Below are 25,704 nucleotides of genomic sequence, written 5' to 3' on the forward strand. Positions count from 1 at the left end.
GCCGTCGGGCATTCCTCAACGGACGACTCATCTTGGATCGTGATGGCAAGGCTGGTCGCATCGCCCAGTGCGCGCGCGCTGGTGGGTTACCTGACGCTGCTCGTGCTCTGCATGGCCTGCCAGAAGCTCCGCGCCCAGCAGGCCACGCCGGACGGCATGGCCGAGATCGCCTTCGACCTGCCGGCCCAGCCCTTGAAACAGGCGCTGGCGCAGTACGACAGGCTGACCAGCCTGTCCGTCTTCTTCCCCTCCGAACTCGCGGAGGGCCGCAGCTCGGCGCCGGTTCACGGGCGCTATCGCCCCGAGGACGCGCTGCGCAGGCTGGTGGAGGGCACGGGACTGGCCGTGCAGGCCGCCGCGTCCGATGCCTTCGTGCTGATCCCCACACCCCGCCCGCCGGATGCGCCCGCGCCAGAGGCCACCGCCAGCCGGCAGCGCCAGGTCGACGGCGCGGTGCAGGCGCGCATCTACCGGGCGCTGTGCGCGCGGCCGTCGCTGGCGTTCGGGGAATACCGGCTGGCGCTGCGGGTGCATGTCGATGCGTCCGGCCATGTTCGCCACGTGCGGCTGCTGGACACCACCGGCGACAAGGCACGCGATGCAGCCATCGTTGAGACCCTCGAACAGGTCGATGTGGGCCTGTCGCCGACCGATCCGTCGCGGCCCTTCGTGCTGCTGGTCCATCCCGTGCACTGCGACGCGCGGGCGGCGCAGGCCGGCGCGTGCCGCCCCGCGTGCGAACGGCAGGCGGGCTGAGCCATGAGCGATTCCACCCGCGCCACCCTGCGCGATCTCCTCGCGCTGCGCTACGAAGACCTCAAGCGGCGCCTGACGTGGCGGCTCGGCTCGTCCGAGCTGGCCAGCGACGCGCTGCACGACACCTGGGTCCATCTGGAAGACCGCAGCGAGGAGAGCGGCCCGGTCAAGAGCCCGGCCGCCTACCTGATGCGGATGGCGACCAACCTCGCGCTGGACCGGCTCCAGCGCGACCGCCGCTATATGAGCGCGGACGAGGTGGACACGCTGATGCTCGAGATCGCCGATCCCGCCCCGGGGCCGGCGCAGACCGTGGCCGCGCGCGACGAGGTGGAGGCGCTGGCGCGGCTGATCGACAGCATGCCGCCCCGGCGGCGGGCGATCTTCCTCGCGGTACGCGTGGAGGAGCGTTCCAACCAGGAGGTGGCGGTGCGCTTCGGCGTATCCACGCGGCTGGTCGGCCTGGAACTGAAACGCGCCCATGAGTACTGCATGGCGCACATGCCGAAGCATGAGTGAAGAAATCGTGCCGATCCGCGTCCGCCCAACCGTCTTGTCTGTAAGCCTGCTTGCCGGGCGCTACCCGAGGATGGCTCGTCTGACGCCATGATCCCAACCATGAATGCTCCGTTCCCCCCGCCGCGCGAACTGGATCCCGTCGAGCGGCAGGCGCTCGCCTGGGTGCGCCGTGTTGCGGCGGGCGAGATCACGCATGCCGACGGTGCGGCGCTGCGCCAGTGGTGCCAGGCCAACCCTGCCCACGCGGCCGCTTTTGCCGCCGCGCGCGCCCGCTGGGCCCAGCTTGGGGAGGCCGCCGCGATGGTCAAGGCGCGCAACCCCGCCGCCATGCACGCCACGCTGCCGGCGGCACGGCGTCCGTCCAGCTGGCAGCGGCGCGCGTTCCTCGGCGGCGCGCTCGGCGCCACCGCCGCCACAGCGGTGGCGGCCGTGGTCCACCCGCCGCTGGGCCTGTGGCCCGCCGCCAACGAATGGCGTGCCGACTACCGCACCGCCACGGGCGAGCAGCGGCGGCTGGCGCTGGGCGGGGCGGTCGATGTCGAACTCAATACGCGCACCAGCATCGCGGTGTGGCCCGGCGCCGGCGGCACGCGTGGTATCGACCTGATCGCGGGGGAAGCTGCCATCGACCTGACCCACGCCGAGACGCCCTTCGTGGTGGCGGCCGGCGCCGGTCGCACGCAGGCGCTCCAGCGCCGGGCCGCGCGCTTCGAGGTCCGGCACCTGGGCGGCGCGGTGTGCGTGACCTGTATCGACGGCCAGGTCCAGGTGGCCCATGCCAGCGGCACCGCGCAACTGTCAGCCGGCCAGCAACTGCGCTACGACGACCACGCGCTGGGCCGCGCCGAGCAGCTCGACGCCGCGCGCATGCCCGGCTGGCGCGCGGGCTACCTGCGCTTCACCGATGCGCCGCTGGGCGAGGTGCTCGACGAGATCAACCGCTACCGCACCGGCAAGGTGGTGCTGCTGGATCGGCAACTCGCGGCGAAGCCGGTCACCGGCCGTTTTCAGATCCATGCGCTCGACAAGGCCATCGTCCAGATGCAGCGTTCTTTCGGCCTGCATGCCCGCACGTTGCCGGGCGGCGTGGTGCTGCTGAGCTAGGTTTTTCGCAGGCACGCCGGTCCGGGTTTTCCCGGATCGCTGTCACGAAATCTTCAAGGAAAAGCTTGCCGATTCCCTTCGGCCCAATGGTCTAGGTCCCAGGAGCATCGACGGCGCTTGCCGTCGGTGGACATGACGACAGGGCCGCCACGCCACGCAGATTGCGAGAGGCGGCCCGCCAACGTTGCTTGACGGGATTGAGATCACCATGCAGATGCGCGCTCACAGCGGGAACATGCCTTCGCCACAATACGGCGGCGGCTTCCGGCTTCCGAATCCACGCCGCCGGCCGCTGGCCCATGCGATAGCGCTGCTGGTGGCAGCGGGCGGCATGCTCGATAGCGCGCACGCCCAGCAGGCCTTCAGCCGCGACTGGATGGCCCAGAAGAACATGATGCAGGGCACGGCGGCCGCGACCGGCCGGCTGCCGAACGGCATGCCGGCCTCCGCGCTGACCAACCCGTCCGCGCAGCAACAGCAGGCCAGCCAGCAGCTCCAGCGTTCGATCCAGAACCTCGCCACCACCGCGCAGGCCATCGCCGCCATGCAGGCCGCGCAGGCTGCGGCGCGCCAGGCCGCCGCGCAGGACCCGTCCGTCCCCGACGGGCTGGCCGAGGGCGGCCTCAAGGTCGATACCAACAGCCTGACGGCGGGCTGGCAGAACGCCCGGCCGCTGGACAAGGCCACCGGGCAGAAGGTTGTCGATGGCCGGACCGTGGTCTCCATCGAGCAGACCGGCGACCGCGCCATCCTGAACTGGGAAACCTTCAACGTGGGGCGCAATACCACGGTGGAGTTCCACCAGCAGGCCGACTGGGCCGTGCTCAACCGCGTGAACGACCCGCAGGCGCGGCCCAGCCAGATCCAGGGACAGATCAAGGCCGACGGCACGGTGATGATCGTCAACCGCAACGGCATCGTCTTCAAGGGCACCAGCCAGGTCGACACGCGCAACCTCGTGGCCGCCGCCGCCGGCATGACCGATGCCCAGTTCCAGAAGGGGCTGTTCAGCGAGGCCAAGGGCAGCGGCTACGTGCCCACCTTCGCCAATGACCTGGTTTCGACGGCGACCGCCACGTCATTCGGCAATGCCACGGGCGACGTAGTGGTGGAAGCGGGTGCCCGCATCGCCACGCGCACGCCGCAGAGCGTGACCGAGGGCGGCGGCTATGTGCTGCTGGCCGGCCGCGAGGCGCACAACCGGGGCACCATCGTCACGCCGAACGGCCAGACCACGCTGGCCGCCGGCGACAGCTTTGTGATTCGCCGGGGCATGGGCACCGACGCGAACAAGACGTCCACCACGCGCGGCAATGAGGTGGACGTGCTGCGCAACACCGGCACCACGGCCGGGCTGGTCACCAACGCCGGCCTGATCCAGGCCGCCACCGGCGACATCACGCTCAAGGGCCATACGGTCGAGCAGCGCGGCGTGCTGCTCTCCAGCAGCTCCGTCACCACGCGCGGCACGGTGCACCTGCGCGCCGAGGGCGACGACAAGAGCCGCGTGACGCTGGCCCCGGGCAGCGTCACCGCCATCCTGCTGGCCGACAGCAACGAGACCGCGCTCGACGTGCAGCGCGACGCGCTGATCAAGGATTCCGCCACCGCCAGCGAGGGCGGCTACAACCGGCGCGACCAGTCGCTGGTGCAGATCGCCTCGGGCGGGGACGTGCTGTTCGACGCCGATTCGCTGGCGCTGGCCACCGGCGGGCAGATCCAGGTCAATGCCGCGCGGCGCACGCTGCTGGCCGATCGCGCCGTGCTGGACGTGGCGGGCGCCGTGGGCGTGCGCGTGGCGATGGAGTCCAACAACGTCGAGATCAACGTCCAGGGCAACGAGCAGCGCGACGCGCCGAACAACCGGGACTCCGGCAAGCTGAACAACACCACCATGTGGGTGGACCGGCGCTATCTCGTGCGCGTGCCCGCCGGCACCAACGGCGCCACCACGGACCGCTGGTACACCGGCGGCGGCCTGCTGGAAGTCAGCGGCTACCTCAACACCAGCGGCCACGGCATCGGCGAATGGGCCGCGCTGGGCGGCACCGTGCTGTTCGAAGGCGGGGAGCTGGTCTCGCGGGCGGGGTCGTCCATCAACGTGGCGGGCGGCTCGCTGGACGTGCAGACCGGCAAGATCAAGCAGACCTGGCTGCGCGGCAGCGACGGCCAGCTCTACAACCTCGCCACGGCGCCCGGCGACATGACCTACGAGGGCGTCTATCGCGGCTTCGAGGCGGCGCACAAGCGCTGGGGCGCCAAGGCCACCGAGCAGTTCTACAACCCGCTGATCGCGCCGCGCGAGCGGCTGGAGAACGGCTACACGGTGGGCCGCGATGCTGGCCGCGTGGTGGTGTCCACCGCCTCGGCCGTGATGCAGGGCGATATCGACGCCACCGTCTACCAGGGCCCGCGCCAGGGCCAGGCGCGCGATGCCGGGCTGGACGGCTATCAGCAGTCCCAGATCGCCGCACCTCGACATGGGCAGCTGGTGATCGGCAAGCTGGTGCCGTTGTTCGATCCCGCCACCAACACGATCCGGGAAATCCCGACGGCGGTGGCCGGGCAGGTCGACATTGGCGCGGTGCAGGGCATCGCGCAGGGTATCGGTCTGGACGACGCGCTGCCGGCGGACCAGAGCGGCGGCCATATCCGCCTGGATGCCGGCTGGCTCAACGGGCTGGAACTCGGCGGCTTCACCGTGTTCGCCAAGGACGGCATCGCGGTGGATGCGCCGCTGGCCGTGGCGCCGGGCGGCGCGCTGGGGCTGCATGCCACCACGGTGGATATCGGCGCGGACCTTACCGCGCGTGGCGGCACCATCGCGCTCGGGGACATCGTCAGCCGGGGCAGCCCGGGCAACTGGATCGACCGGCCAGTCACTGACTCGCCCACCGGCGCGGCAACCGTGACCGTGGCGCCCGGCGTCACCCTCGATGCGCGCGGCCTGTGGACCAATCTCAAGCAGGACCCCAGCAACATCGACGGCCTGCCCTATGTGAACGGCGGCTCGGTCACGGTCAGCAGCTCGGGCGACGTCACGCTCGGCGCGGGTAGCCTGATCGATGTGTCGTCCGGCGCCGCGCTGATGGCGGACGGCGCGCTGCGCGGCGGGCGCGGCGGCAATATCACGCTGCGCTCGAACCAGTATGACGTGGCCGGCACCGGCTCGGGCACGCTGCGCATGGATGGCGATCTGCGCGGCTACGGGGTGAACGGCGGCGGTACGCTGACCATCGACTCGGGCCTGGGCGTCGCCATCGGCGGCGGCCTGCTGGCCGAATCCGGCGTGCTGCGCGCGGGGGAATCGGTGCCGGTGCACCTGACGCTGGACCAGCCGTTCACGATCAAGGCGGGCACGGTGCTGCCGGTGGATTACACGTTCACGTCCGACACTGCTGCGCCGGGCCAGGTGTCGCCGGGCACCATCGCCATCGCGCCGAGCCGGCCGCTCACGCTCGCTACGCCGTGGGTGGTGCCGCAGGGCGTCGGCTTCAACCCGTTCCTCGTGTACGACACGAACGGCGGCTGGTACGCGAGCGGCACCACGGTGCCCGCCGGGACCGTGCTGGTGCGCACGCAGGGCGAAATGGGCGCCGGCTATGTGGTGCCGGCCAACGTGTTCCCGAATGGCATGCCGGTGGCCATGTACAGCACCACGGTCAAGGCGGGCACGGCGTTCCAGACCGACCATGCGATGGCCGCCGGGGACCGCCTGCCGGCCGGCGTGGTGCTTTCCACCGACGTAGCGGTCAAGCCGCTGCTGGTGCTGGACACCGACCTGTTCCAGACCGGGTTTTCGAAGTACGACGTATCGGGCCAGCAGGGCTCGCAGATCGCCAACGGCGCCACCGTCGACGTCATCATGCCGGTGCTGCGCCACGACACCACGGCGGCGCACAGGGTGCCCACCGGCGCGGACCCCGCGCAGGCGCTGGAGCGCTGGCTGCCGCCGCTGTGGGAGGAAGATCCGGTCCATGGCGTGCTGACGCAGCGGCGCGGCGCCGACCTCGTGCTGGGTGGCGGCAACGTCTACGGCCAGGCGCCGGTGACGGTGGGGCAGGGCGCCACGGTCACGGTCGATCCGGGCCACGCGCTGACGCTGCAGGGCAACGGCCAGATCACCATCGACGGCACGCTCAACGCGTGGGGCGGCAGCGTGGCCGTGTTGCAGACCGCGCTGGGCGTGGGCAACGCGGCGTCACCCAGCGGCACGCCCGACGCCCGCTCGATCTGGATCGGCGGCGATGCCGTGATCGACGTGGCAGGCCGTGCGGTCACCGCGCGTGACGTGCAGGGCCGGGCCTATGGCGAGGTCGCCAACGGCGGCACCATCGAGATCGGCGCGCGCCACGTGGACGGCGCACGGGAGGTCGATGCGGCCGATGCCTTCGTGGTGGTGCGGCCCGGTGCGCGGCTGGACGCCTCCGGGGCGTCGGCCGTGGTGGACGTGGCCGGCGTCGGCCCGGTCAACGTGGCCAGCAACGGCGGGGTGATCGCGCTCAGTTCCATGCGCGGCCTGTTCGTGGATGGCGACCTGCGTGCGGCCGCCGGTGGCGCGGGCGCGGCCGGCGGCACGCTGGCGATCAACCTGGAGACGCCGTCCTACCTCGGCGTGGACCGCAACACCCTGAAGGGCGCGGCGGTGGACGACGCAGTGCGCGTGCCGCGTGAACTGGTGGTGGCGCAGGTGCAGGGCGATAGCGGCCTTTCCGACGCGCTGCGCCCCGGCATGCGCGACACCGCGCTGCGCTACGGCACCGCCCGCGTGGGCGTGGACCGCGTGGCGGCGGGCGGCTTCGACAATCTGGCGCTGCTTGCCAACGGCCTGATCAGCTTCGATGGCGACGTGAACCTGGCCATGGGCCAGAGCCTGAGCCTGACGGCCAGCGCCATCGGCCTGGCCGAACAGGCTGCGGCCGGCACGCGTGTCAGCCTGGCGGCGCCCTATATGCGCCTCGCCGGCGCCACGCGCAGCCAGGGCGAAAACGGCATCATGCCGAACCCGGTGCGCGGCTCCAAGAATTCCGGCGCGGCGGGCGGCACGCTCGGTGTGCCGCTGGTGGCGGACGGCACCAGCTTCCTGGCCGATGCGCAGTTCCTCGACATCGTGGGCGAGTTGAGCGTTGGCGCGCGCGGCGAGATCATCCAGAACGCCGTCGATCCGCTCAAGGTGGAGCGCGATGCGTTCGACCAGATGACGCTGCGCAGCGCCTCGGACATCCGCATGTCCGGCGCCGCGCTGCTGTACCAGCCGGGCGACCTGACGCTGGCCGCCTCGCAGATCTACCCGGCCATGCTGGACAGCGGCAGGGTCCTGGTCGGGCAGATCGACGGTGTCAACCAGTGGGGCAGCCCCATCCGCACCTTCGATCCGACCCGCGTGCTGAACATCGAGCGGGTGGGGGATGCACTCCCCGCCACGCCGTATTCGGTCTTCGGCACGCTGAGCCTGTCCGGTCCCACGGTCAACCAGGGCGGCGTGGTGCGGGCGCCGCTCGGGTCGGTTTCGATCGGGACCAGCGGCAACGGCACAGAGACCGGCGTGGTCAATGTGCTGCCCGGCAGCGTGACCTCGGTCAGCGCGAACGGGCTGGTGATGCCCTATGGCGGCACGCTCGACGGCCTGAGCTATATGCACAACGGCGCGGACGTGGTGTTCCCCGGCGTAGGCGCGGGGCCGACCATCAACCTGACCGGCCACGCCATTGACGTGCAGCCGGGCGCGCTGCTGGACATGTCGGGCGGCGGCGAGCTGACCGGCGCGGCCTTCCTGGCCGGGCGCGGCGGTTCTACCGACGCACGGATGAACCCGCTGGTGCAGGTGTCGCCGAAGGGCGGCTTCACGTTGCCCGGGGTGGACACCAACCCCATCTATGCGATCGTGCCGGGTGCGCAGGCCGGCTATGCGCCGATCGTGGCCGAACACGGCGCGAGCGACCCGGCCATCGGCCGCCAGATCACCATCGGCGCGGGGGTGCCGGGGCTGCCGGCCGGCACCTACACGCTGCTGCCCTCGACCTTCGCGCTGCTGCCGGGCGCGTTCCGCGTGGAACTCAACGGCGCCAGCCAGGCTGGGCTGGGGCAGGGACCGGCGCTGGCCATGCGCAATGGCTCGTACGCGACCTCGGCGCAGCTCGGCACGGCCAACACGACCCTCCGCGATGCGCTGCCGACGCAGGTTTTCCTGACCTCGGCCGATATGCTGCGCCGGCTGTCGCAGTACAACGAAACGAGCTACGCCGAATTCGGCCTGGCGAACGCGGCCCTCAACGGCGTGCCGCGGCCCATGCTCGAGCGCGACGCCAAGGGCCTTCAGCTCGAATTCATCGCCGACATCCAGGCCGGCAAGATCGGTGACGCGCCCGCGCTGCGCTTTGCCAGCGGCACCACCGCCTACGGCACGCCGACGGGCGGCTATGGCGGCAGCGCGCTGGTCGTCAGCAACTCCGGCGACTACGAGATCCTGGCGGCCGGCGCGACGCCGAGGGCGCTGCCCGGCGGGGATCTGTTGAACCAGATCTCGCTGCACGCGGACGACCTCAATGCCATCGGCGCCAACCGCCTCGGCATCGGCGGCCTGCCCGCCGTGGTGCGCTCCGCCACCAACTCGCAGCGCGACAACATCGCCACCTTCACCGGCAACGCGCGGAACATCGTGCTGCGCGAAGGCGCGGTGCTCAAGGCCGGCGAGGTGTTCCTCGTCACCGGCCTCAAGTCTGGCGGCATCGTCATCGAGCAGGGCGCGGGCATCAACACGCTCGGCCAGGGCAAGGCCGCGTGGGATTCCATGGACGGCTACGTCTACGATCCGGCCCGGCTGTCCGTGCTGGCGGTGTCCAACGGCTGGCTGGACCTGCTGCCGCCTGCCATCGGCAATGACCCGGCGCAGGGCCCGGGCCGCATCGACATTGGCGCCTGCGCGGCGGGCGCCGTCTGCAACGGCACCACGCAGCTCTATTCGGAAGGCACCATCGCGGCCGCCACCGACCAGACTTTCGAGCTGCGCGACACGGCGCGCTACGGCACGCGCAACCTGACGCTGGCTGTCGGCGGCATCAACGTGGGGAGCGAGGCGTCGCTGGCGGCCATGGCCGCGCGCAACGCCCTGACCCCCGGCCTGACCCTCAACCAGGGCGTGCTCGACCGCCTGCTGCGCGGCGACACCAGCGCCGGCGCACCGGCACTGGAAAACCTCGTCCTGACGGCGCGCGACGCGGTCAATTTCTACGATTCGATCGAACTGTCCACCATCGATCCTGCCACCGGCAAGTCCTCGCTGGAACGGCTGGTGCTGACCACCCCGGCCATCTGCGGCCTGGGAGACGCCGACGCCCGCGCCCGCATCCGTACCGACACGCTGGTCTGGAACGGCACCAACACCGCGCCGGGGCAGGTGGCGGCCGGTGGCGCAGGCAACGGCAGCGGGCAGTTCATCGTCGATGCGCGCCAGATCGAATTCGGCTACGGCCCCGGCACCCGTCCGGACACCATCCACGATATGGACCGGCTGGTGCTCGGCTTCGGCGGCGTGGCGTTGAACGCCAGCGAACGCGTCACGGCCAACCAGACCGGCTCGCTCGCGGTCTACCAGACGCGCGGCGCCTGGGATGCGGCCACCAACGCCTACGCCTACAGCGGCGGCGACCTGACCATCCATACGCCGCTGCTGACCGGCGCGGCAGGCTCGGTCAACAAGATCCGCGCGGGCGGCGCGGTGAACGTGGCCGCGCCTGCCGGGGCTACCGCGCCCGCGCTGACGAATGCGGAGCTGATTGCCGCGCTGGGCGCGGAAGTCTCGCTCGCCGGACGCAGCGTGGCACTTGACACCACCGTGGCGCTGCCCAGCGGCAAGCTCACGGTGTCCGCCGAGGGCGATGTCGTGCTCGGCGATGGCGCCCGGCTGGACCTCGCCGGCCGCAAGGTCGATTTCTTCGACGTCAGCAAGTACAGCTGGGGCGGCGACGTGGTGCTGGAAAGCCAGTCCGGCAACATCCTGCAGACGGCTGGTTCGCGCATCGACCTCTCCGCGCTGGAGAACCGCGCCGGCAAGCTCACCGCCGTGGCGGTGGGGGCTGGGGCCGGGGCCGGCACGGTGGACCTGCGCGGCGCCATCGTGGGCGGCAGCACCGGCTACTACGATGCGGGCGGCACGTGGGTGCCGTACGCGGCCGGCGGCGCCGACATTCGCGGCCAGCACGTGGCCGACTTCATCGGCCTCAACCAGCGCCTGACGGCGGGCGGGGTCACCGGCAGCCGCAACTTCCAGATCAAGCAGGGCGACCTGACGGTGGGTGACGAACTGAAGGCGCGCGAGATCAGCGTCTCGGTGGATGGCGGCCGGCTGGTAGTCAACGGCATCGTGGACGCCAGCGGCGAGCAGGTCGGCAGCATCCGCCTGGCCGCGCGCGATGGCGTGACGATTGGCGGCGGCGCGCTGCTGGACGCCCATGGCCGCGTGCTGCGCGTGGACAGCTACGGGCAGGTGATCGAGGCGCCCAACCGCGCCGTGATCGACATCAACGCGGGCCAAGGCCGGCTGACGCTGGCGGACGGCGCGCGCATGGACGTGCGCGCCGGCACCGACGGCACGCCGCTGTCGCTCGGCACGGTGGAGCTGAGCGCCCGCCGGCTGGGCGGCGCCACCGGCAACGACGTCGACATCGACGCATCAGGCAGCGTGCGCATCGACGGCGCGCGCGCGATCACCGTCAACGCCTTCCAGACCTACAACGACGCGCCGCTGGTTTCCGGCGGCACGGCCGATGGGCGCGACTACCAGTCCATCACCCAGGGCTACCTGGACCAGAAGCACGCGGAGAGCCTGACCTTCATGGGCAACGCGCTGGCCAACGGCGACCTGATGACCCGCAGGCTGGCCGGCCTGCGCACCTACGCGGATGCCTTCCACCTGCGCCCGGGCGTGGAGATCGTCTCGATCACGCCCGATGGCGACCTGCATATCGACGGGGATATCGACCTGTCCGGCTACCGCTACGCGAGCGTCAACCCGCATACGCAGCAGACCGGCGTGCGCGGCTCCGGCGAGGCGGGCGCGCTGGTGATGCGTGCCGGCGGGGACTTCAAGATCTTTGGCAGCGTGTCCGATGGCTTCGACGGCGCCGCGCTGCCCGTCACGCCGGACGACAACGGCTGGATGCTGGTCAAGGGCCGCGTGCCCTGGGGCGGCGACGTGGTGGTGCCGACCGACGGCAAGGTCACGCTGGCCGACGGCACCTTCTTCCAGCCGGGCCGCGCGCTCAACTACGCCTTGCCGATCCAGGCCATGAGCCTGCGCGCCGGGACCGAGCTGCCCACGCGCGCCACGCTGACGGCGGACCTCGTGCTGCCGGCCGGCACGGTGCTGGGCGGCGCGATCCGCGACGGCGCGGGCAATGTGATTCATCCGGCCGGCACGGTGCTCTCCGCCGCGCTCACGCTGACCACCGGCATGCAGCTCGACGCGGGCAACCGCCTGCCGGGCGCCGCGCACGTGGCGGCCATGACGTGGCCGGCCGGCGTGCCGCTGCCGTTCCCCGATGGCGCCGTGGTGGACATGCCCACCTACGGCCCGGTCAACGGCGTGGTGCTGGCGGGCGACCTGATGCTGCGCAAGGGCGCCATGATCCCGGCCGAAACCGTGGTGAAGCTGCCCGGCGACGCCACCACCGTGCTGATGCGCGACGCGGATGCCAGCGGCAACCAGGGCCGCACCTGGGCGCTGGCGCCGATGCTGGAGCAGGGCTCGCAGGCGTGGTCGATGCGGCTGGTGGGCGGCGCCGACCTCACGGCGGCCGACACCCGCGCGCTGCAGCCGCGCAGCACGCGCGGGCAGCTCCTGCTGGCCGATACCCACTACGGGCTGGCCCAGCAGACCGTGCTCAAGCCGGGCACGGGCATCCCGGGCAAGTACATCTGGGGGCCGGAGGCCTGGATGTTCGGCGAAGTGCCGGGCACGCCGATCAACCTCGAGGCGTATGGCGGTGAGGAAGCAGTGGCGGGGCTCAACGACCTGGGCCTTGGCATCCTCGTCGAGAAGATCGCCGATGGCACGCCGCCGGTCTATGAGGACAAGATGATGCCGGGGCGCCAGCAGATGTTCAGCGTGCTGCGCACCGGCACCGGCGACCTCGACCTGCTGGCCGCGGCCGACTTCACCATGACCTCGCCGTTCGGCGTCTATACCGCCGGCACGCAGGCGGCCGGCGTGGATGCCGCCTACAACCAGGCGCGCGCCAGGGGCGCGGACGGCACGCTGCTGGGCGCTAACGGCGCCTACCTGGAGCCGTTCATCAACGGCGGCGCGCAGAGCACGTACCAGGCGTGGTATCCCGAGCACGGCGGCAACGTGCTGGTGCGCGCGCAGGGCGATGTGCGCGGCGACATCATCGGCACCAAGCCGGGCACCATCCGCAACGACGATGCGCTGGGCCAGATGCGCATCCACTTCGACACCTCGGCCGTGGGCGGCTGGCTGTGGCGCCAGGGCACCGGCAGCGCGGCAGCGCCCGGCGAGGGCGTGCCCACGGCGTGGTGGGTCAACTTCGGCAGCTATGTGGCGGCCAAGGACGACCAGTACGCGGTGCAGGGCACCCTGCCGTTCCTGGTGGGCTTCACCGGTATCGGCACGCTCGGCGGCGGCAATCTGGTGATGGAAGCCGGCGGCAACGCCGGCATGCTGGAATCGCGCATGGGCAATGGCGCGCCGGTGCTCTCGCGCAGCCAGGGTCTGGTGCTGGCCGTGGGCAGCACGGGCCGCGTCTCGGCCGATGGCAGCACGCTGACGCAGACCGGCGGGGGCGACCTCGACATCCGCATCGGCGGCGGCCTGAACCCGGTGGCGGAAGTCCGCAACCAGCCCGAGAGCAATGGCGAGATCACGCCGCTGACCCGCTTCTCGAATCCGCGCCTGGACCTGAACAGCACGTTCGTCAACCTGCGCGGCGCGCTGCGGCTGGAAGCCGGCGCCGTGGGCGGCATCGAGCTGCGCTACGACCGTGCCGATCCGATGGAGACGCGCGCCTACCAGCCCTATGTGGCCACCTCGTCCATCGCGGGCGGCGGGCCGGTGCTGGTGGTGGGCGATGCCGGCGTGCGCATCGAGTCGCGCGGCGATCTGGTCATCGGCGGCGTGGCGGATCCGGGCCGCGTGGCCCAGTTCCACAACGGCACGCCGTTCACGCTCGACGGCACCGCGCAGGATGGCGAGGGCTGGAGCTGGTTCTCGCTGTGGACGCCGTCCACCGCCATCGACCTGTTCAGCGCCGGCGGCAACCTGACGCCGTCCACGTCGTGGACGGACGACCGGGACCGCAGCAACCACAGCGCCACCGACGGTCGCTTCGTGATGCCGTCGATCCTGCGCGCGGCGGCGCCCAACGGCAGCCTGTACTACGGCAATGCGAGTTCCGGCCGGGTCAGCAACAACAGTCCGGAGCAGTCGCCGGTCGGCCTGATCCTGGCACCTTCGCCGGTGAGCCCGCATTTCGCGGTGACGGGCACCGGCGCGCTGGAACTGCTGGCCGGGGATTCGATCTACGCCGCCGGCTATGCGGTCACGCAGTCCGGCGCCAATCCCACGCTGCTGCCGAGCCCGTTCAACCCGGGCTTCCTCGGCGTGGTCGGCAACGCCTGGTACGGCCAGCACGTGGTCGGCAATATCGACCCGCAGGCGCTGGCGCCCAGCGTGCTGTTCTCGAAGGGGGTGGAGAGCGAGCAGTTGTATCCGCTGTTCAGCCTGACGTCGCCCACCGCGTCCGGCTATACCCGCGAGGGGCAGCCGCCCGCGCGCTTCTATGCGAACGAGGGCGATATCGTCGGCCTGCGTACCGGCACCATCGTCTACGTGGGCAGCCTCACGGGCACGGTAGGCACCCAGAGCCCGTTGTACGAGGGGGGCGGGCCGGTGGCGATCCGCGCGGGGCGCGATATCGTCAACGCCGGCACGCCGCTGGGCACCTTCGCGATGGCACCGGAAGACGCGCTGGGCTGGTTTGGCCAGTACTACAGCAGCGAGCCCAACGCGCCGCTGCGGCCCACCCGGAACACGATCGCCACCACGCGCGGGAACCTGATCGTGCATGGCAACGACGATGACATCTCGGTGATCTCGGCGGGCCGCGACATCCGCGGCGGCAGCTTCTACGTGGCGGGCCCCGGCCTGCTGGAAGTGACCGCCGGGCGCGATCTCTATCTGGCCGACAAGGGCGAGCTGCGCAGCATCGGCGCGGTGGCGGGCTCGGCGCAGCACGACCGCTCCAACGGCGCGGCCATTGCCGTGGCCGCCGGCGTGGGCGCCAGGGGGCTCGATGGGCTGGGCTTCGACGCCTTCGCCGCGCGCTACCTGGACGCGGCCAATCAGGCCGACAGCGGGCGCCCGCTGGCCGACCAGCCGGGCAAGGCCGTGACCACTTACGGCGGCAAGCTGACGCTGGGCGACTGGTTGCGCGCCGAGTTCGGCTACACCGGCGACGAGGCCGGCGCCCCGGCCTTCCTGGCCGCCCGGCAGGCCGAGCTGGACCAGTCGCGCCAGACCGCGCTGGCTGCCGGCACCACGGCGCCCAGCCGCGACCTGCAACGCGAGTACGGGCTGGCCGGCCAACTGCATCTGGTCAACTGGCTGACGGACCGATTCGGCGGCAGCAACGGGCTGGGCGTGCATTTCGATGCCGCCACCATGGACGCGCGGCAGTTCCTCGCCGCGCTGCCGCCGGAACAGCAGCGCGCCTACCTGCGCAACGTGTACTACGCGGAACTCAAGGCCTCGGGCCGCGAGTTCAACGACGCCACGGGCCCGCGCGCGGGCAGCTACCTGCGCGGCCGCGAGGCCATCGCCACGCTGTTCCCGGGGCAGGCGGCGGACGCTCAGGGTGACTATCAGGGCGACCTGACGATGTTCAGCAGCGCGCGCTTCTACCAGAACGGGCAGGACAGCCTGGACGGGCGCTTCACCACGCGTCCCAAGCCGGGGACGAAGTATCTGAGCAAGGCCGAGTGGCTGGCCGCGGGCAGCCCCGGCAGCGTGCCGTTCTACGACGTGCTCGACGCCGGCATCCACACCAACTTCGGCGGCGACATCAGCGTGTTCACGCCGGGTGGCCGGACGCTGGTCGGCGTGGACGGTGGCTTCGTGCCGGGCGAGGGTTCCGGCGTGCTGACGCAGGGCGCGGGCGAGATCCAGATGTATGCCCGCGACAGCATCCTGCTGGGCCAGAGCCGCATCTTCACCACCTTCGGCGGCAATATCCTGGGCTGGTCGGCGCAGGGCGACATCAACGCGGGGCGCGGCTCCAAGTCCACCGTGGTCTACACGCCGCAGCGGCGCACGTATGACGACATCGGGCTGGTGGCGCTGTCACCGACCACGCCGAACACCGGCGCGGGCATCGCCACGCTGAACCCGATCCCGGAAGTGCCGCCGGGCGATATCGACCTGATTGCGCCGCTCGGCACCATCGACGCGGGCGAGGCCGGTATCCGGGTCTCGGGCAACGTCAATCTGGCGGCGCTGCGAGTGGTCAATGCGGAAAACATCCAGGTGCAGGGCAAGGCGGCGGGCATGCCGGTGGTGGCGGCGATCAACGTGGGGGCGTTGAGCAACGCCAGCGCGGCGGCGTCGCAGGCGGCCAGCGCGGCGCAGGATGCCGTGCAGCGTGACCGCGCGGCGGCGCGTCAGGGCTTGCCGTCGGTGTTCACGGTGCGGGTGCTCGGCAACGGCAATGAGGGCGACGGGGGCGCCGGCGCCTATGCGCCGCGTGGGCGCGAAGGGGCCAGTGCCACGCCGCCGAAGTACGATCCGCAAGGCGTGGTGCAGGTGCTGGGGCAGATGGACTTGGGCGAGTCGCAGTTGCGCATGCTTACCGCCACGGAGCGCAAGAACCTGGAACGGTAAAGGACCGTACAGCGGCCCTTACTGCGACCCTTACTGCAGGGGGATGCCGGCGCTGGAAGCCAGTTGCTTCCAGCGCTGGATTTCCTCCTGCTGGTACTGGCGCATCTCGGCCGGGCTGGACATGATGACCGTCGTGGACTGGCGCTTGTAGTAGTCCTTGAGTTCCGGTGTCTCTGCCGCCTGGTGGAACAGCGTGGCCCAGCGGCGCACCAGCTCCGGCGGCGTCTTGGCCGAGACCGCCGCGGCCACCCAGTTGTAGGCCAGGAACTGCGGAATGCCTGCCTCCTGCGCGTTCGGCACATCGGGCAGCAGGTGGGTGCGCTGCGGGGCCGTGTACGCCAGCGCGCGCAGCTTCCCACTCTTCACCAGCTCGATGGCGCCGCTGGCGTCCACCACCGCGAAGTCCACGGTGCCGGAGAGCGTCACGTTGATCGCATCGCCCGCCCCCTTGTAGTTGATGCCGGTGGTGCGCATGCCGGTCATGTCGTTGAGCCATTCCGAATACAGCGTGTACGACATCGACCCGCTCGCGTAGTTGAGCGCGCCGGGGCGCTTCTTGCCGTCCGCCACCAGCTCCTCGACGTTCTTGTACGGCGAATTCGGCGGCACGATGATCAGGCACGGGCCGCGCGTCAGCAGGCTGATCGGCGCGAAGTCGGTCAGCGGGTCATAGGGCAGCTTGCGGAACGTGGCGGCGTTGGTGGAGAGCGTGGAGTTGCTGCCGATGAAGACCGTGTAGCCATCGGCCGGCGCGTTGAGCGCGGTCTGCACGCCGATAAAGCCGTTGCCACCCGGCTTGTTCTCCACCGTGACCGGCTGGCCGGTGAGGTCGCCGATCTTCTTGGCGAAGATGCGCGCGCCGGTGTCCGTGCCGCTGCCCGGCGGAAACGGCACGATGAATTTCACGGGCCGGTTGGGGAAGCTGGCGGCATCGCCCTGCGCCAGGGCGGGGAGGGCAGCGAGCGGGGCCAGCCCGATAGCCGCCGCCAGCGTGGCCAGCGTGTGCAGCGTACGGCGCCGGGTTTGGTGAGGGATGGTGCGAACCTTGTCCTGTCGGTGTCTCATGGTGGTCTCCTCCGCAACGGTGATCCGTCGTCGTTTGATGGAGGAAGAGCCTACTGGCTCGCGCCGCACCGAGGCAAGGTTCGGCGGGGCATATCCGTTATGCGCGGGCCGGTATGCGCCGCGCAGGCACGGGTCCGGCTACGGGAAAACCATGCCTCGGGCTCCCGCGCATGCATTTCGGATATGCCGTCCGTGCGATAGGTGCGGCGTCTGCGGCTTGCTAATCTCGTCGTCACTTTCGCGGGGCCCCCGGCAACGCGACACACCAAAACGACAGGAGACAGCGTGGACACAGCCGCCAGGATAGTGATCCGCCCAGCCGAGCCCGATGGGCCGCTGGCACCATTGCGGGCCGAGGTGCGGGCATTTCTCGCCCGGGTCATGCCGGACCGGCCAAGGCCGTTGCGCGCCAAGAGCTGGAGCGGCTTCGATGCGGAGTTCAGCCTGGCGCTTGGCGCGCAGGGCTGGATCGGCATGACCTGGCCGCGCGAGTTCGGCGGCCAGGGGCGTTCGATGCTCGAACGCTACGTGGTCCTTGAGGAATTGCTTGCCGCCGGCGCGCCGGTCGGCGGCCACTGGGTGGCCGAGCGGCAGAGCGGGCCGCTGCTGATGCGTTACGCCGATCCGGCCGTTGCCGCCGAGATCGTGCCGCGCATCACCCGTGGCGAGGTCTATTTCTGTATTGGGATGAGCGAGCCCGACTCGGGCTCCGACCTCGCCTCGATCCGCACCCGCGCCGACCGCGTGGCGGGTGGCTGGGTCATCAACGGCACCAAGCTCTGGACCTCCAACGCGCACCGCTCGCACTACATGATTGCGCTGGTGCGCACCGATCGCGGCGCCGACGACAAGCACAAGGGCCTGTCGCAGTTCCTGGTCGACATGACTGCGCCGGGCCTGCAGGTACGGCCGATCCGCAGCCTCTCCGGCGAAGAGGGCTTCAACGAGGTGGTGTTTACCGATGTGTTCGTGCCGGACCGCATGCTGATCGGCAAGGAGGGCGACGGCTGGGCGCAGGTGACGGCGGAGCTGACGTTCGAGCGTAGCGGCCCCGAGCGCTACCTGAGCAGCTACGCGCTGCTGCCCGAGATGCTGGACCACGCCGACGCTGCCGATAGCCGCCAGGCCACGGAGCTGGGCCTGCTGGTGGCGGAACTGACCACCTTGCGGCAGATGTCGCGCGGCATCGCGGCCATGCTGAATCGCGGGGAGAACCCGCAGGTGGCCGCCGCCAACGTCAAGGACCTTGGTGCGCTGTTCGAACAACGGATTCCCGAAGTGGCGCACCAGCTGTTCGGGGATGCCCTGCAGGGGAGCGGCTCGCCGTTCGCGGCCACGCACCGCTATCTGACACAGGTTGTGCCGTCCTTCTCGCTGCGCGGCGGCACGCGCGAAATCCTGCGCGGCATCATTGCCAAGGGACTGGGGGTCCGATGAACGAACTCGAACGCATGCTGGCGGACAGCGCCAGCCGTCTCTTTGCCGATGCCGTGACGCCGGCCCGGATCGACGCGATGGAACACGGCCTGTGGCCGGCCGAACTGTGGGACCAGGTAGAGGCCAGCGGCCTCACCCGCCTCTTTGTGCCGGAAGCGGACGAGGGCGCGCAGGCCAGCTGGACCGAGGGCCTGCCGGTGCTGCTGGCCGGCGCCAACGCCCCGGCGCCGTTCCTGGACACCGTGGTGGCAGGCTGGGTCCTGAACCAGCTTGGCGTGTCGATGCCGGGCGGCCCGATCGGCATGGCCGACCTTGCCGTGCCCGTCAGCGCGTGCCTGCATGGCGATGGATGGGAACTGGACAGCCCGGTGGCGGTGCCGTGGGGCCGCTACGTGGGCCATGTGCTGATCCGGGCGATCGACGCCGAGACCAAGGCGCCGCTCTGGCTGCTCGCCGCGACCGGCGCCGCGGCGGTGGAAACCGGTGTGAACCTCGCCAACGAGCCGCGCGATCGGCTGACCGTCCAGCGCGTACCGGACAGTGCCGCCGTGCGCGGCGATCCTGCGGGATGGCCGGCGCCGCCGCAGGCGCTTGGCGCACTGACGCGGGCCATCGGCATCGCTGGCTTGCTGGAGCGCATCCTGAACCAGACCGTGCAATACGCCAACGAGCGCACGCAGTTCGGCCGCCCGATCGGCAAGTTCCAGGCGGTGCAGCAGCAATTGGCCATCCTCGCCAACGAGACCGTGGCCGCGCGCATGGCCGTGGCGTCCGCCTGTGCGGCGGTCGACGCCGGGGACTGGACCCAGGCGGCGATGGTCGCCAAGGTGATCTGCGGGCAGTCCGCCGGCCGCGCGGCCGCCATCGCGCATCAGGTGCATGGGGCGATCGGCTTCACGCACGAGCATTCGCTGCACCAATCCACGCGGCGCGTGTGGGCCTGGCGTGCCGAGTGCGGCACCGAGGCGTACTGGGCGGCCGAGATTGGCCGGCGCGCGATTGCGCGCGGCGGCGATGCGCTGTGGGCGGACCTGACCACCGCCGCGGCCTAGCCTTCAGACGACACACGGGGAGACACCATGACATGGCTGAAGACGATGCTGGCCGGGGTGGCCGCCACGCTGCTCGCCCACGCGTCGATGGCGCAGGCGGGCGAGCGCGCGCAGGACTTCCCCTCGAAGCCGTTGCGGATCATCGTGCCGTTCACGCCCGGCAGCGGCTCGGACGCCTCGGCGCGCTTCTACGGCGAGGCGCTGGCGCGCGAACTCGGCCAGGCGGTGGTGGTGGAGAACCGGCCCGGGGCCAATGGCGTGATCGGCATCCAGGCGCTCAAGAGCGCGCCGGCGGACGGCTACACGATCCTGCTGGCCAGCAATTCGCCGATGTCGGTCAATCCCCTCGTCACGAAGCAGTTGCCCTATGACCCCGTCGCCGATCTGCGCCCGGTGGCGGGCCTGAGCCGCAATATGAATGTGTTCGTGGTGCCGCTGACGTCGCCGCTGAAGACCATGGGCGACCTGGCTGCGGCGGCGAAGAAGCAGGAGCGGCCGTTCAACGTCGGCACCTACTCCGCTGGCTACCAGCTGGCGGCGGTCTGGTTCGGGTCGCTCGCGGGCATCCGCTTTACCAATATCCCCTACAAGGGACAGGCGCAGATCATGGCCGACATCCTCGGCAACCAGCTTGACCTGGCGCTGGTGGATACCGGCGGCGCGCTGCCGCTGCTGAAGCAGGGCAAGCTGCGCGCGCTGGCGGTGTCTGGCGAGCGCCGGCATCCGGAGCTGCCGGATGTGCCCACGGTGCGCGAGAGCGGCTATCCGGACTACATCCAGTACAGCTGGGTGTCGTTCTACGTGCGCGCGCAGACGCCGGACGATATCGTCGCCCGGCTGGCCACGACGATGCAGGCCATCCTGAAGACGCCGGAGTCCGCCGCCTACGTGGCGCGCTCGGGGTCCAGCCTGATGCCTTACGACCCCGATGCCATGCGCAGCTTCCATCAGACCGAGATGGCGCGCTTCCGCCGGGTGGCGCAGGCAGCGGGCATCCGTCCGGAGTAGCCGCGATGGGACGCAGCCGTCATGGACTACCCGGGACGTCAGCGCGCCAGCGGCGCGGCGGCTTGCGTCAGCAGCGTGCGCAGCACCGACACGAAGGGGTGCGTGTGGACGTTGTTGTGCCAGCACAGGTGGACCGGCACGGTCAGCAGCGGGTCCACCACCGGCGCGAAGCGCACGCCGGTGTGGCGGCACAGCAGCGGGGCGAGGTAGCCGGGCACCATCGCGTACATGGCGGTGCCCGCCACGGCGTCGGCCACAGCCAGATAGCTGGTCAGCGTGCCGACAATGTTGCGGGTGGTGCCGTGGGCGCCGAAGTAACGGTCGATCAGCTTGGTCACGAGGCCGAACTGCGAGACGTCCAGGCAGGGCAGCGGCGTCAGGTTGGCCGGCGTCGGGTGGTCGCCGATCTGGCGGTTGCCGGTGGCGCACAGGCAGCCGAACTGCGCGTTGAACAGCAGTTCCGCGCGCAGCGATTCGTGCTCCTCGGCGGGGTGGAAGGCCACCATGACGTCGATGGCACCGCTGGACAGCGCGCTGACGCCGCTCGGCATCGGCACCGGCTGCATGCGCACGCGCGCACGCGGCGCGGTCTGGCGCAGCGCCTCCAGGAAGCCGGGCGCGATCACGGCCTGCAGGGAGTCGTTAATGCCGATGGCGTAGGAGCCGGTTTCCAGCGTGGGATCGTAGTCGGCCGCCTGGGTGTAGATTTGCTCGATCAGGCGCAGCACGCTTTCGAGCATCGGCTGCAATTCCTGGGCGCGGCGGGTCGGCAGCATTTTCAGCGCGCTCTTGATCAGCAGCGGGTCGCCGATTTCGTCGCGCAGCCGCTCCAGCATGCGGCTGGTGGACGGCTGCGTGCTGTCGAGCCGCTTGGCGGCCTCGCTCACGCTGTTGCCCTCCAGCAGTGCGGCAAGCACCACCAGCAGGTTGAGGTCTTTCTTGCGCAGGTCCGCGAGCGGCAGGCGTCGGCCGCCCGTGGTGTTGCCTGATGTGTCGCCCCCCGGTCCGGCGAGGCTGTCTCCTTGCTCCATCGATGTCCCTAGGTTTTGTATGTTGAGGCCGGACCTGGCCCCTGGCGGGGCGTCCGGTGGACCCCTGCAGTGTATATCGATCCAGACATAACCCACTATTCGTGGCGCCCGATGCGCGCCATCCAACCGAAGGAGCCCCCCATGCCTACGCAACGTGCCGTGTCCGAGCTTTCCACCGACATGGTCCAGGTCGCCATGACAGGCCATGTGGCGCAGGTGACGCTGCGTCGCCCGCCGCACAATTACGTGGACGAGCCCTGCATGACGCAGCTCGCCGAAGTCTTCGCCGCGCTCGACGAAACACCCCAGTGCCGCGCCATCGTGCTGGCGGCGGAGGGCAAGGCGTTCTGCGCCGGCGCCAACTTCGGCGCGCAGGACAGCAGCGTGGCGCGCGACCCCAGCCCGTTCTACCGGCAGGCCATGCGCCTGTTCCGCACGGCCAAGCCGATCGTGGCCGCCGTGCATGGTGCGGCCGTTGGCGCGGGCGTGGGGCTGGCGCTCGTTGCGGATTTCCGCGTGACCAGCCGCGACGCGCGCTTCAGCGTGAACTTCAACCGGCTCGGCTTTCATCCGGGCTTCGGCCTCAGCGTGACGCTGCCGCGCCTGATCGGCGAGCAGCAGGCGGCGCTGCTGTTCTACACGGGCCGGCGCATCGATGGCGCGCGCGCCGTGGAGATCGGCCTGGCCGACGTGCTGGCCGAGCCTGGCGACGAACTGGCGCAGGCCCACGCGCTGGCGCAGGAGATCGCCATCTCCGCGCCGCTGGCTGTGCGCAGCACCCGCGCCACGCTGCGGCAGGGGCTGGCGGACCGCATTGCCGAGGTCAACCGGCAGGAACTGGCGGCGCAACTGAAGGAGTTCGCCAGCGAGGACTTCCGCGAAGGCGTGGCGGCGATGGCCGAGCGGCGCCTGCCGCAATTCCAGGGGCGCTGAACATGGAGCGGACTGCCAAGAGCGATCGATCGATGCCCGACGCGCCGGCTGCCGCCGGCCCGCTGCACGGGGTACGTGTGCTGGACCTGTCCTCGGTCGTGCTGGGGCCGATGGCAACGCAGCTGCTGGCCGACATGGGCGCCGACGTGATCAAGGTAGAGGCGCCCGAAGGCGACCTCATGCGCGCCAACGGCGTGGTGCATCACGCGGGCATGAGTTCGATCTTCCTCGCGCTGAATCGCAACAAGCGCTCCATCGTGCTCGACCTGAAAAGCGCGGCGGGGCGCGAGGCGCTGGCGCGGCTGATCCCCACGGCGGACGTGCTGATCCACAACATGCGGGTTGGCGCCATCGAGCGGCTGGGCCTGGGCTATGCGGCCGTGGCGGCGCTGAAGCCGGACATCGTCTACTGCGCCGCCACCGGTTTTGGCCAGGACGGGCCGCACCGCGACAAGCCGGCGTTCGACGACATCATCCAGGCCGCGTGCGGTTTCGTGGGGGCCGCGTCGGGGGATGGTGCCGCGCCGGACTACATGCCGAGCCTGATCGCGGACAAGACCACGGGCCTCGCGGTGGCCAACGCAGTGCTGGCGGCGCTGTTCCATCGCGAGCGGCACGGCACGGGGCAGTACGTGGAGGTGCCGATGCTGGAGACCATGACCGCCTTCGTGCTGACCGAGCATATGGGCGGCATGACGTTCCCGGCCAATCCGGGCAAGGCTGGCTACGCGCGGCTGCTCGGCGGCGGGCGCAAGCCGGTGCGCACGGCGGACGGCTGGATGAGCCTGCTGCCCTACACCGAGAAGCACTGGCACGCCTTCTTTGCCGAGGTGGGGCGGAACGACCTCGCCAGCCGCTACGACATCGCCAGCCGGCGCGCGCGCAATGCGCATATCCAGGCCCTGTACGGTCATCTGCGCGAACTGGCGCCAGAACGGACCACGGCCCAATGGATGGCGATGTGCGAGCGGGTGGACATCCCCGCCACACCGATCTACGGGCTGGATGAACTGCCCGCGCATCCGCATCTGCGCGAGGTGGGGTTGTTCCAGGAGTCCACGCATCCGGTGGTTGGGCCGATTCGCCAGATCCGCCCCACGGCCAGGTTCTCCGCAACCCCGACCGCGATCCACCGCCCGGCGCCGGCGCTGGGCGAGCATACGGCCGAGGTGCTGGGGGAGACGGGGATGGACGTCGCCGAGATCGCGGCGATGATTGCCGGGAACGCCCGCTAGGCGTCGAGCGTGGGCACCGTGAACTGGAACAAGGCCCCGCGCGCTTCGTTCTCGCAGAGCTCCAGGGTGCCGCCATGGGCCTGGATGATCGATCGGCAAATCGTCAGTCCCATGCCCATGCCGCTGGACTTCGTGGTGCAGAAGGGTTCGAACAGGCGCGCCGCGTGCTCGGGCGGCACGCCCGGTCCGGAGTCACGCACCGTGACCACCACGGTGTGGTCCGCATCGGCGGCGGTACGGACGGTCAGTTCCCGGGGGCCGTCCTCCACGGTGCTCATCGCTTCCACGGCATTCATGATGAGGTTCAGCAAGGCCTGTTGCAGCTGGACGCGGTCGCCCTTGACCGGTGGCAGATCTTCAGCGAGCTGCATCTGCACTGCCACGCCATGCTGGACGACTTCGCCGCGCGTCAGCGAAATGACCTCGCGAATCGCCTCGTTGATCTGCACCCCCTCCTTTTGCAGCGGGGCGTTCTTGAACAGGTCGCGGATGTGGCTCATCATGTCGCTGGCCTGCCGGGCATCCTTGTTGATCCGCTCGAAGGCGAGGCGCGCTTCCTCCAGATTCGGCGGCACCGCGCCGAGCCAGCGCAGGCCCGCGCTGGCGTTCATCGCACAGGCGCCGATCGGCTGCTTCAGCTCATGGCTGATGGAGGCCGTGAGCTGCCCCATGGTCGTGACCCGGTTGACGTGCGCCAGCGCGTTCTGGGTTTCCCGGTAGCGGCGCTCGCTCTCGCGCGCTTCGGCTTCGGCGAGCTTACGTTCGGTCAAATCCAGCACGAACGCGACGCCCTGCTTGCCGCCGTCCTCGAACCGGGCCACGCCCATCATCACCGGCACCCGGCTGCCATCCTTGCGGAAGTATTCCTTCTCGAACGGTTGCAGGTGGCCGCTGCGCTTGAGCACCGGCAACCGGTCTCGCAGATCCACCTCGAGCCAATCCGGCGGGGTCATCGCGGTCCAGCGCATGCCGCGCGACCGCAAGTCCTCGCGGTCGTAGCCAACAAGGCGCAGGAAGGCGTCATTGGCCTCGACGATGACCTGGGTTTCCACCTCCCACAGGAAAATGCCGATGATGTCCGAGTCCACCAGGCGCCGGATCCTGGCCTGGCTTTCCGCGAGCTGGCCGCTCAAGGCCATCAGCATGTTCAGGTCGGCCTGCAGGATGTCCCGGCACATTGCCAGTAGGCGGAGAAACTGGTCGCTGTAGGCGTTCTTCTTCCGGTCGAGCACGCAGATCGTGCCGAACACTTCGCCATCGGGCCAACTGATCGGGAGCCCCATGTAGGAGATCATGCCCAGCTTGATATCCGGGTTGGCATTCCAGTCCACGTCCGCGATGGCATCCGGCACCAGCAGTGGCTGGCGGGTCTCCATCACGGTCTCGCAATACAGTCCCGTATCCAGCGGGGCGGTCTCGGCCGCCTCATAAGGATTGCCTGCCGAGTGGCTCGATACCAGCACTTCGATATTGGGCGCCTTCGCCCGCATGATCAGTGCGGACGGCACGCTCATGATCTCGGCGAGCAGGTTGACGATGTCTTGCCATTTGTCGACGGTTTGCGGGGGGACTTCGAGGGCGTGGGGCATGGGGGAGGACAGGGAAGGGCGAATCTGGTGTTCCGCAGCTGGAGCTCGGTTCAGATGGTAGCGCTAAACCCGAACAACTGAGAT

General features: G+C 70.3%; 12 protein-coding genes. 9 read left to right on the forward strand and 3 right to left on the reverse strand.

Translation table 11 applies throughout. The features are described 5' to 3' along the window. Window positions 1-42: 42 nt before the first annotated feature. From SB751_RS08715 to SB751_RS08730, 4 genes are all read left to right on the forward strand, one after another. The gene (locus SB751_RS08715; protein WP_144198523.1) at window positions 43-756 is read left to right on the forward strand and encodes an STN domain-containing protein; all 714 of its coding nucleotides are present in this window, start codon (window positions 43-45) and stop codon (window positions 754-756) included. A gap of 3 nt (window positions 757-759) precedes the next feature. Beyond that, entirely contained in the window at window positions 760-1,275 is a 516-nt protein-coding gene (locus SB751_RS08720; protein WP_144198520.1) for an RNA polymerase sigma factor, read from the forward strand. Between the two features lie 99 nt (window positions 1,276-1,374). After that, window positions 1,375-2,379, forward strand: a complete 1,005-nt coding sequence (locus SB751_RS08725) for a FecR family protein (RefSeq protein WP_250025811.1) — start codon at window positions 1,375-1,377, stop codon at window positions 2,377-2,379. Window positions 2,380-2,614: 235 nt separating this feature from the next. Beyond that, window positions 2,615-16,270, forward strand: coding sequence for a filamentous haemagglutinin family protein (locus SB751_RS08730; protein ID WP_410747944.1), 13,656 nt, complete (start codon window positions 2,615-2,617; stop codon window positions 16,268-16,270). A gap of 30 nt (window positions 16,271-16,300) precedes the next feature. Here the strand turns inward: SB751_RS08730 and SB751_RS08735 are convergent, their stop codons facing one another. Continuing rightward, the gene (locus SB751_RS08735; RefSeq protein WP_410747945.1) at window positions 16,301-17,335 is read right to left on the reverse strand and encodes a Bug family tripartite tricarboxylate transporter substrate binding protein; all 1,035 of its coding nucleotides are present in this window, start codon (window positions 17,333-17,335) and stop codon (window positions 16,301-16,303) included. Between the two features lie 285 nt (window positions 17,336-17,620). On the opposite strand from SB751_RS08735, the gene SB751_RS08740 reads away from it, so the two are divergent. The 3 genes from SB751_RS08740 to SB751_RS08750 are packed head-to-tail and all read left to right on the forward strand — an operon-like array spanning window position 17,621 to window position 20,832. Beyond that, the gene (locus SB751_RS08740) at window positions 17,621-18,772 is read left to right on the forward strand and encodes an acyl-CoA dehydrogenase family protein (RefSeq protein WP_144198505.1); all 1,152 of its coding nucleotides are present in this window, start codon (window positions 17,621-17,623) and stop codon (window positions 18,770-18,772) included. After that, window positions 18,769-19,824, forward strand: coding sequence for an acyl-CoA dehydrogenase family protein (locus SB751_RS08745; RefSeq protein WP_250025815.1), 1,056 nt, complete (start codon window positions 18,769-18,771; stop codon window positions 19,822-19,824). Before SB751_RS08740 ends, SB751_RS08745 begins: the two co-directional genes overlap by 4 nt. Before the next feature lie 27 nt (window positions 19,825-19,851). Then, window positions 19,852-20,832 carry a Bug family tripartite tricarboxylate transporter substrate binding protein gene (locus SB751_RS08750; protein WP_410747946.1) on the forward strand — a complete coding sequence of 327 codons (981 nt, stop codon included), beginning with the start codon at window positions 19,852-19,854 and terminating at the stop codon, window positions 20,830-20,832. Window positions 20,833-20,870: 38 nt separating this feature from the next. Here SB751_RS08750 and SB751_RS08755 read toward each other — a convergent pair whose 3' ends face one another. After that, window positions 20,871-21,863 (reverse strand): LysR family transcriptional regulator, encoded by a 993-nt coding sequence (locus SB751_RS08755; protein WP_211943358.1) that lies wholly within the window; start codon window positions 21,861-21,863, stop codon window positions 20,871-20,873. A gap of 141 nt (window positions 21,864-22,004) precedes the next feature. Here SB751_RS08755 and SB751_RS08760 point away from each other — a divergent pair, with 141 nt between their 5' ends. Then, entirely contained in the window at window positions 22,005-22,796 is a 792-nt protein-coding gene (locus SB751_RS08760; RefSeq protein ID WP_211943359.1) for an enoyl-CoA hydratase/isomerase family protein, read from the forward strand. Between the two features lie 2 nt (window positions 22,797-22,798). Continuing rightward, on the forward strand, window positions 22,799-24,031 hold the full coding sequence (locus SB751_RS08765) for a CaiB/BaiF CoA transferase family protein (protein WP_244844788.1): 1,233 nt from the start codon (window positions 22,799-22,801) through the stop codon (window positions 24,029-24,031). Here SB751_RS08765 and SB751_RS08770 read toward each other — a convergent pair. Next, the gene (locus SB751_RS08770) at window positions 24,028-25,620 is read right to left on the reverse strand and encodes an ATP-binding protein (RefSeq protein WP_410747947.1); all 1,593 of its coding nucleotides are present in this window, start codon (window positions 25,618-25,620) and stop codon (window positions 24,028-24,030) included. The two genes, SB751_RS08765 and SB751_RS08770, sit on opposite strands and share 4 nt — an antisense overlap. Window positions 25,621-25,704: the final 84 nt, after the last annotated feature.

Source organism: Cupriavidus sp. SIMBA_020, assembly GCF_046535395.1.
Classification (GTDB): Bacteria; Pseudomonadota; Gammaproteobacteria; order Burkholderiales; family Burkholderiaceae; genus Cupriavidus; species Cupriavidus campinensis.

What these genes read in the sequence shown, in the direction of transcription:
- SB751_RS08715 (WP_144198523.1), top strand. Translation starts at nt 43, where the DNA reads ATGGCAAGGCTGGTCGCATCGCCCAGTGCGCGCGCGCTGGTGGGTTAC.
- SB751_RS08720 (WP_144198520.1), top strand. Translation starts at nt 760, where the DNA reads ATGAGCGATTCCACCCGCGCCACCCTGCGCGATCTCCTCGCGCTGCGC.
- SB751_RS08725 (WP_250025811.1), top strand. Translation starts at nt 1,375, where the DNA reads ATGAATGCTCCGTTCCCCCCGCCGCGCGAACTGGATCCCGTCGAGCGG.
- SB751_RS08730 (WP_410747944.1), top strand. Translation starts at nt 2,615, where the DNA reads ATGCCTTCGCCACAATACGGCGGCGGCTTCCGGCTTCCGAATCCACGC.
- SB751_RS08735 (WP_410747945.1), bottom strand. Translation starts at nt 17,335, where the DNA reads ATGAGACACCGACAGGACAAGGTTCGCACCATCCCTCACCAAACCCGG.
- SB751_RS08745 (WP_250025815.1), top strand. Translation starts at nt 18,769, where the DNA reads ATGAACGAACTCGAACGCATGCTGGCGGACAGCGCCAGCCGTCTCTTT.
- SB751_RS08750 (WP_410747946.1), top strand. Translation starts at nt 19,852, where the DNA reads ATGACATGGCTGAAGACGATGCTGGCCGGGGTGGCCGCCACGCTGCTC.
- SB751_RS08755 (WP_211943358.1), bottom strand. Translation starts at nt 21,863, where the DNA reads ATGGAGCAAGGAGACAGCCTCGCCGGACCGGGGGGCGACACATCAGGC.
- SB751_RS08760 (WP_211943359.1), top strand. Translation starts at nt 22,005, where the DNA reads ATGCCTACGCAACGTGCCGTGTCCGAGCTTTCCACCGACATGGTCCAG.
- SB751_RS08765 (WP_244844788.1), top strand. Translation starts at nt 22,799, where the DNA reads ATGGAGCGGACTGCCAAGAGCGATCGATCGATGCCCGACGCGCCGGCT.
- SB751_RS08770 (WP_410747947.1), bottom strand. Translation starts at nt 25,620, where the DNA reads ATGCCCCACGCCCTCGAAGTCCCCCCGCAAACCGTCGACAAATGGCAA.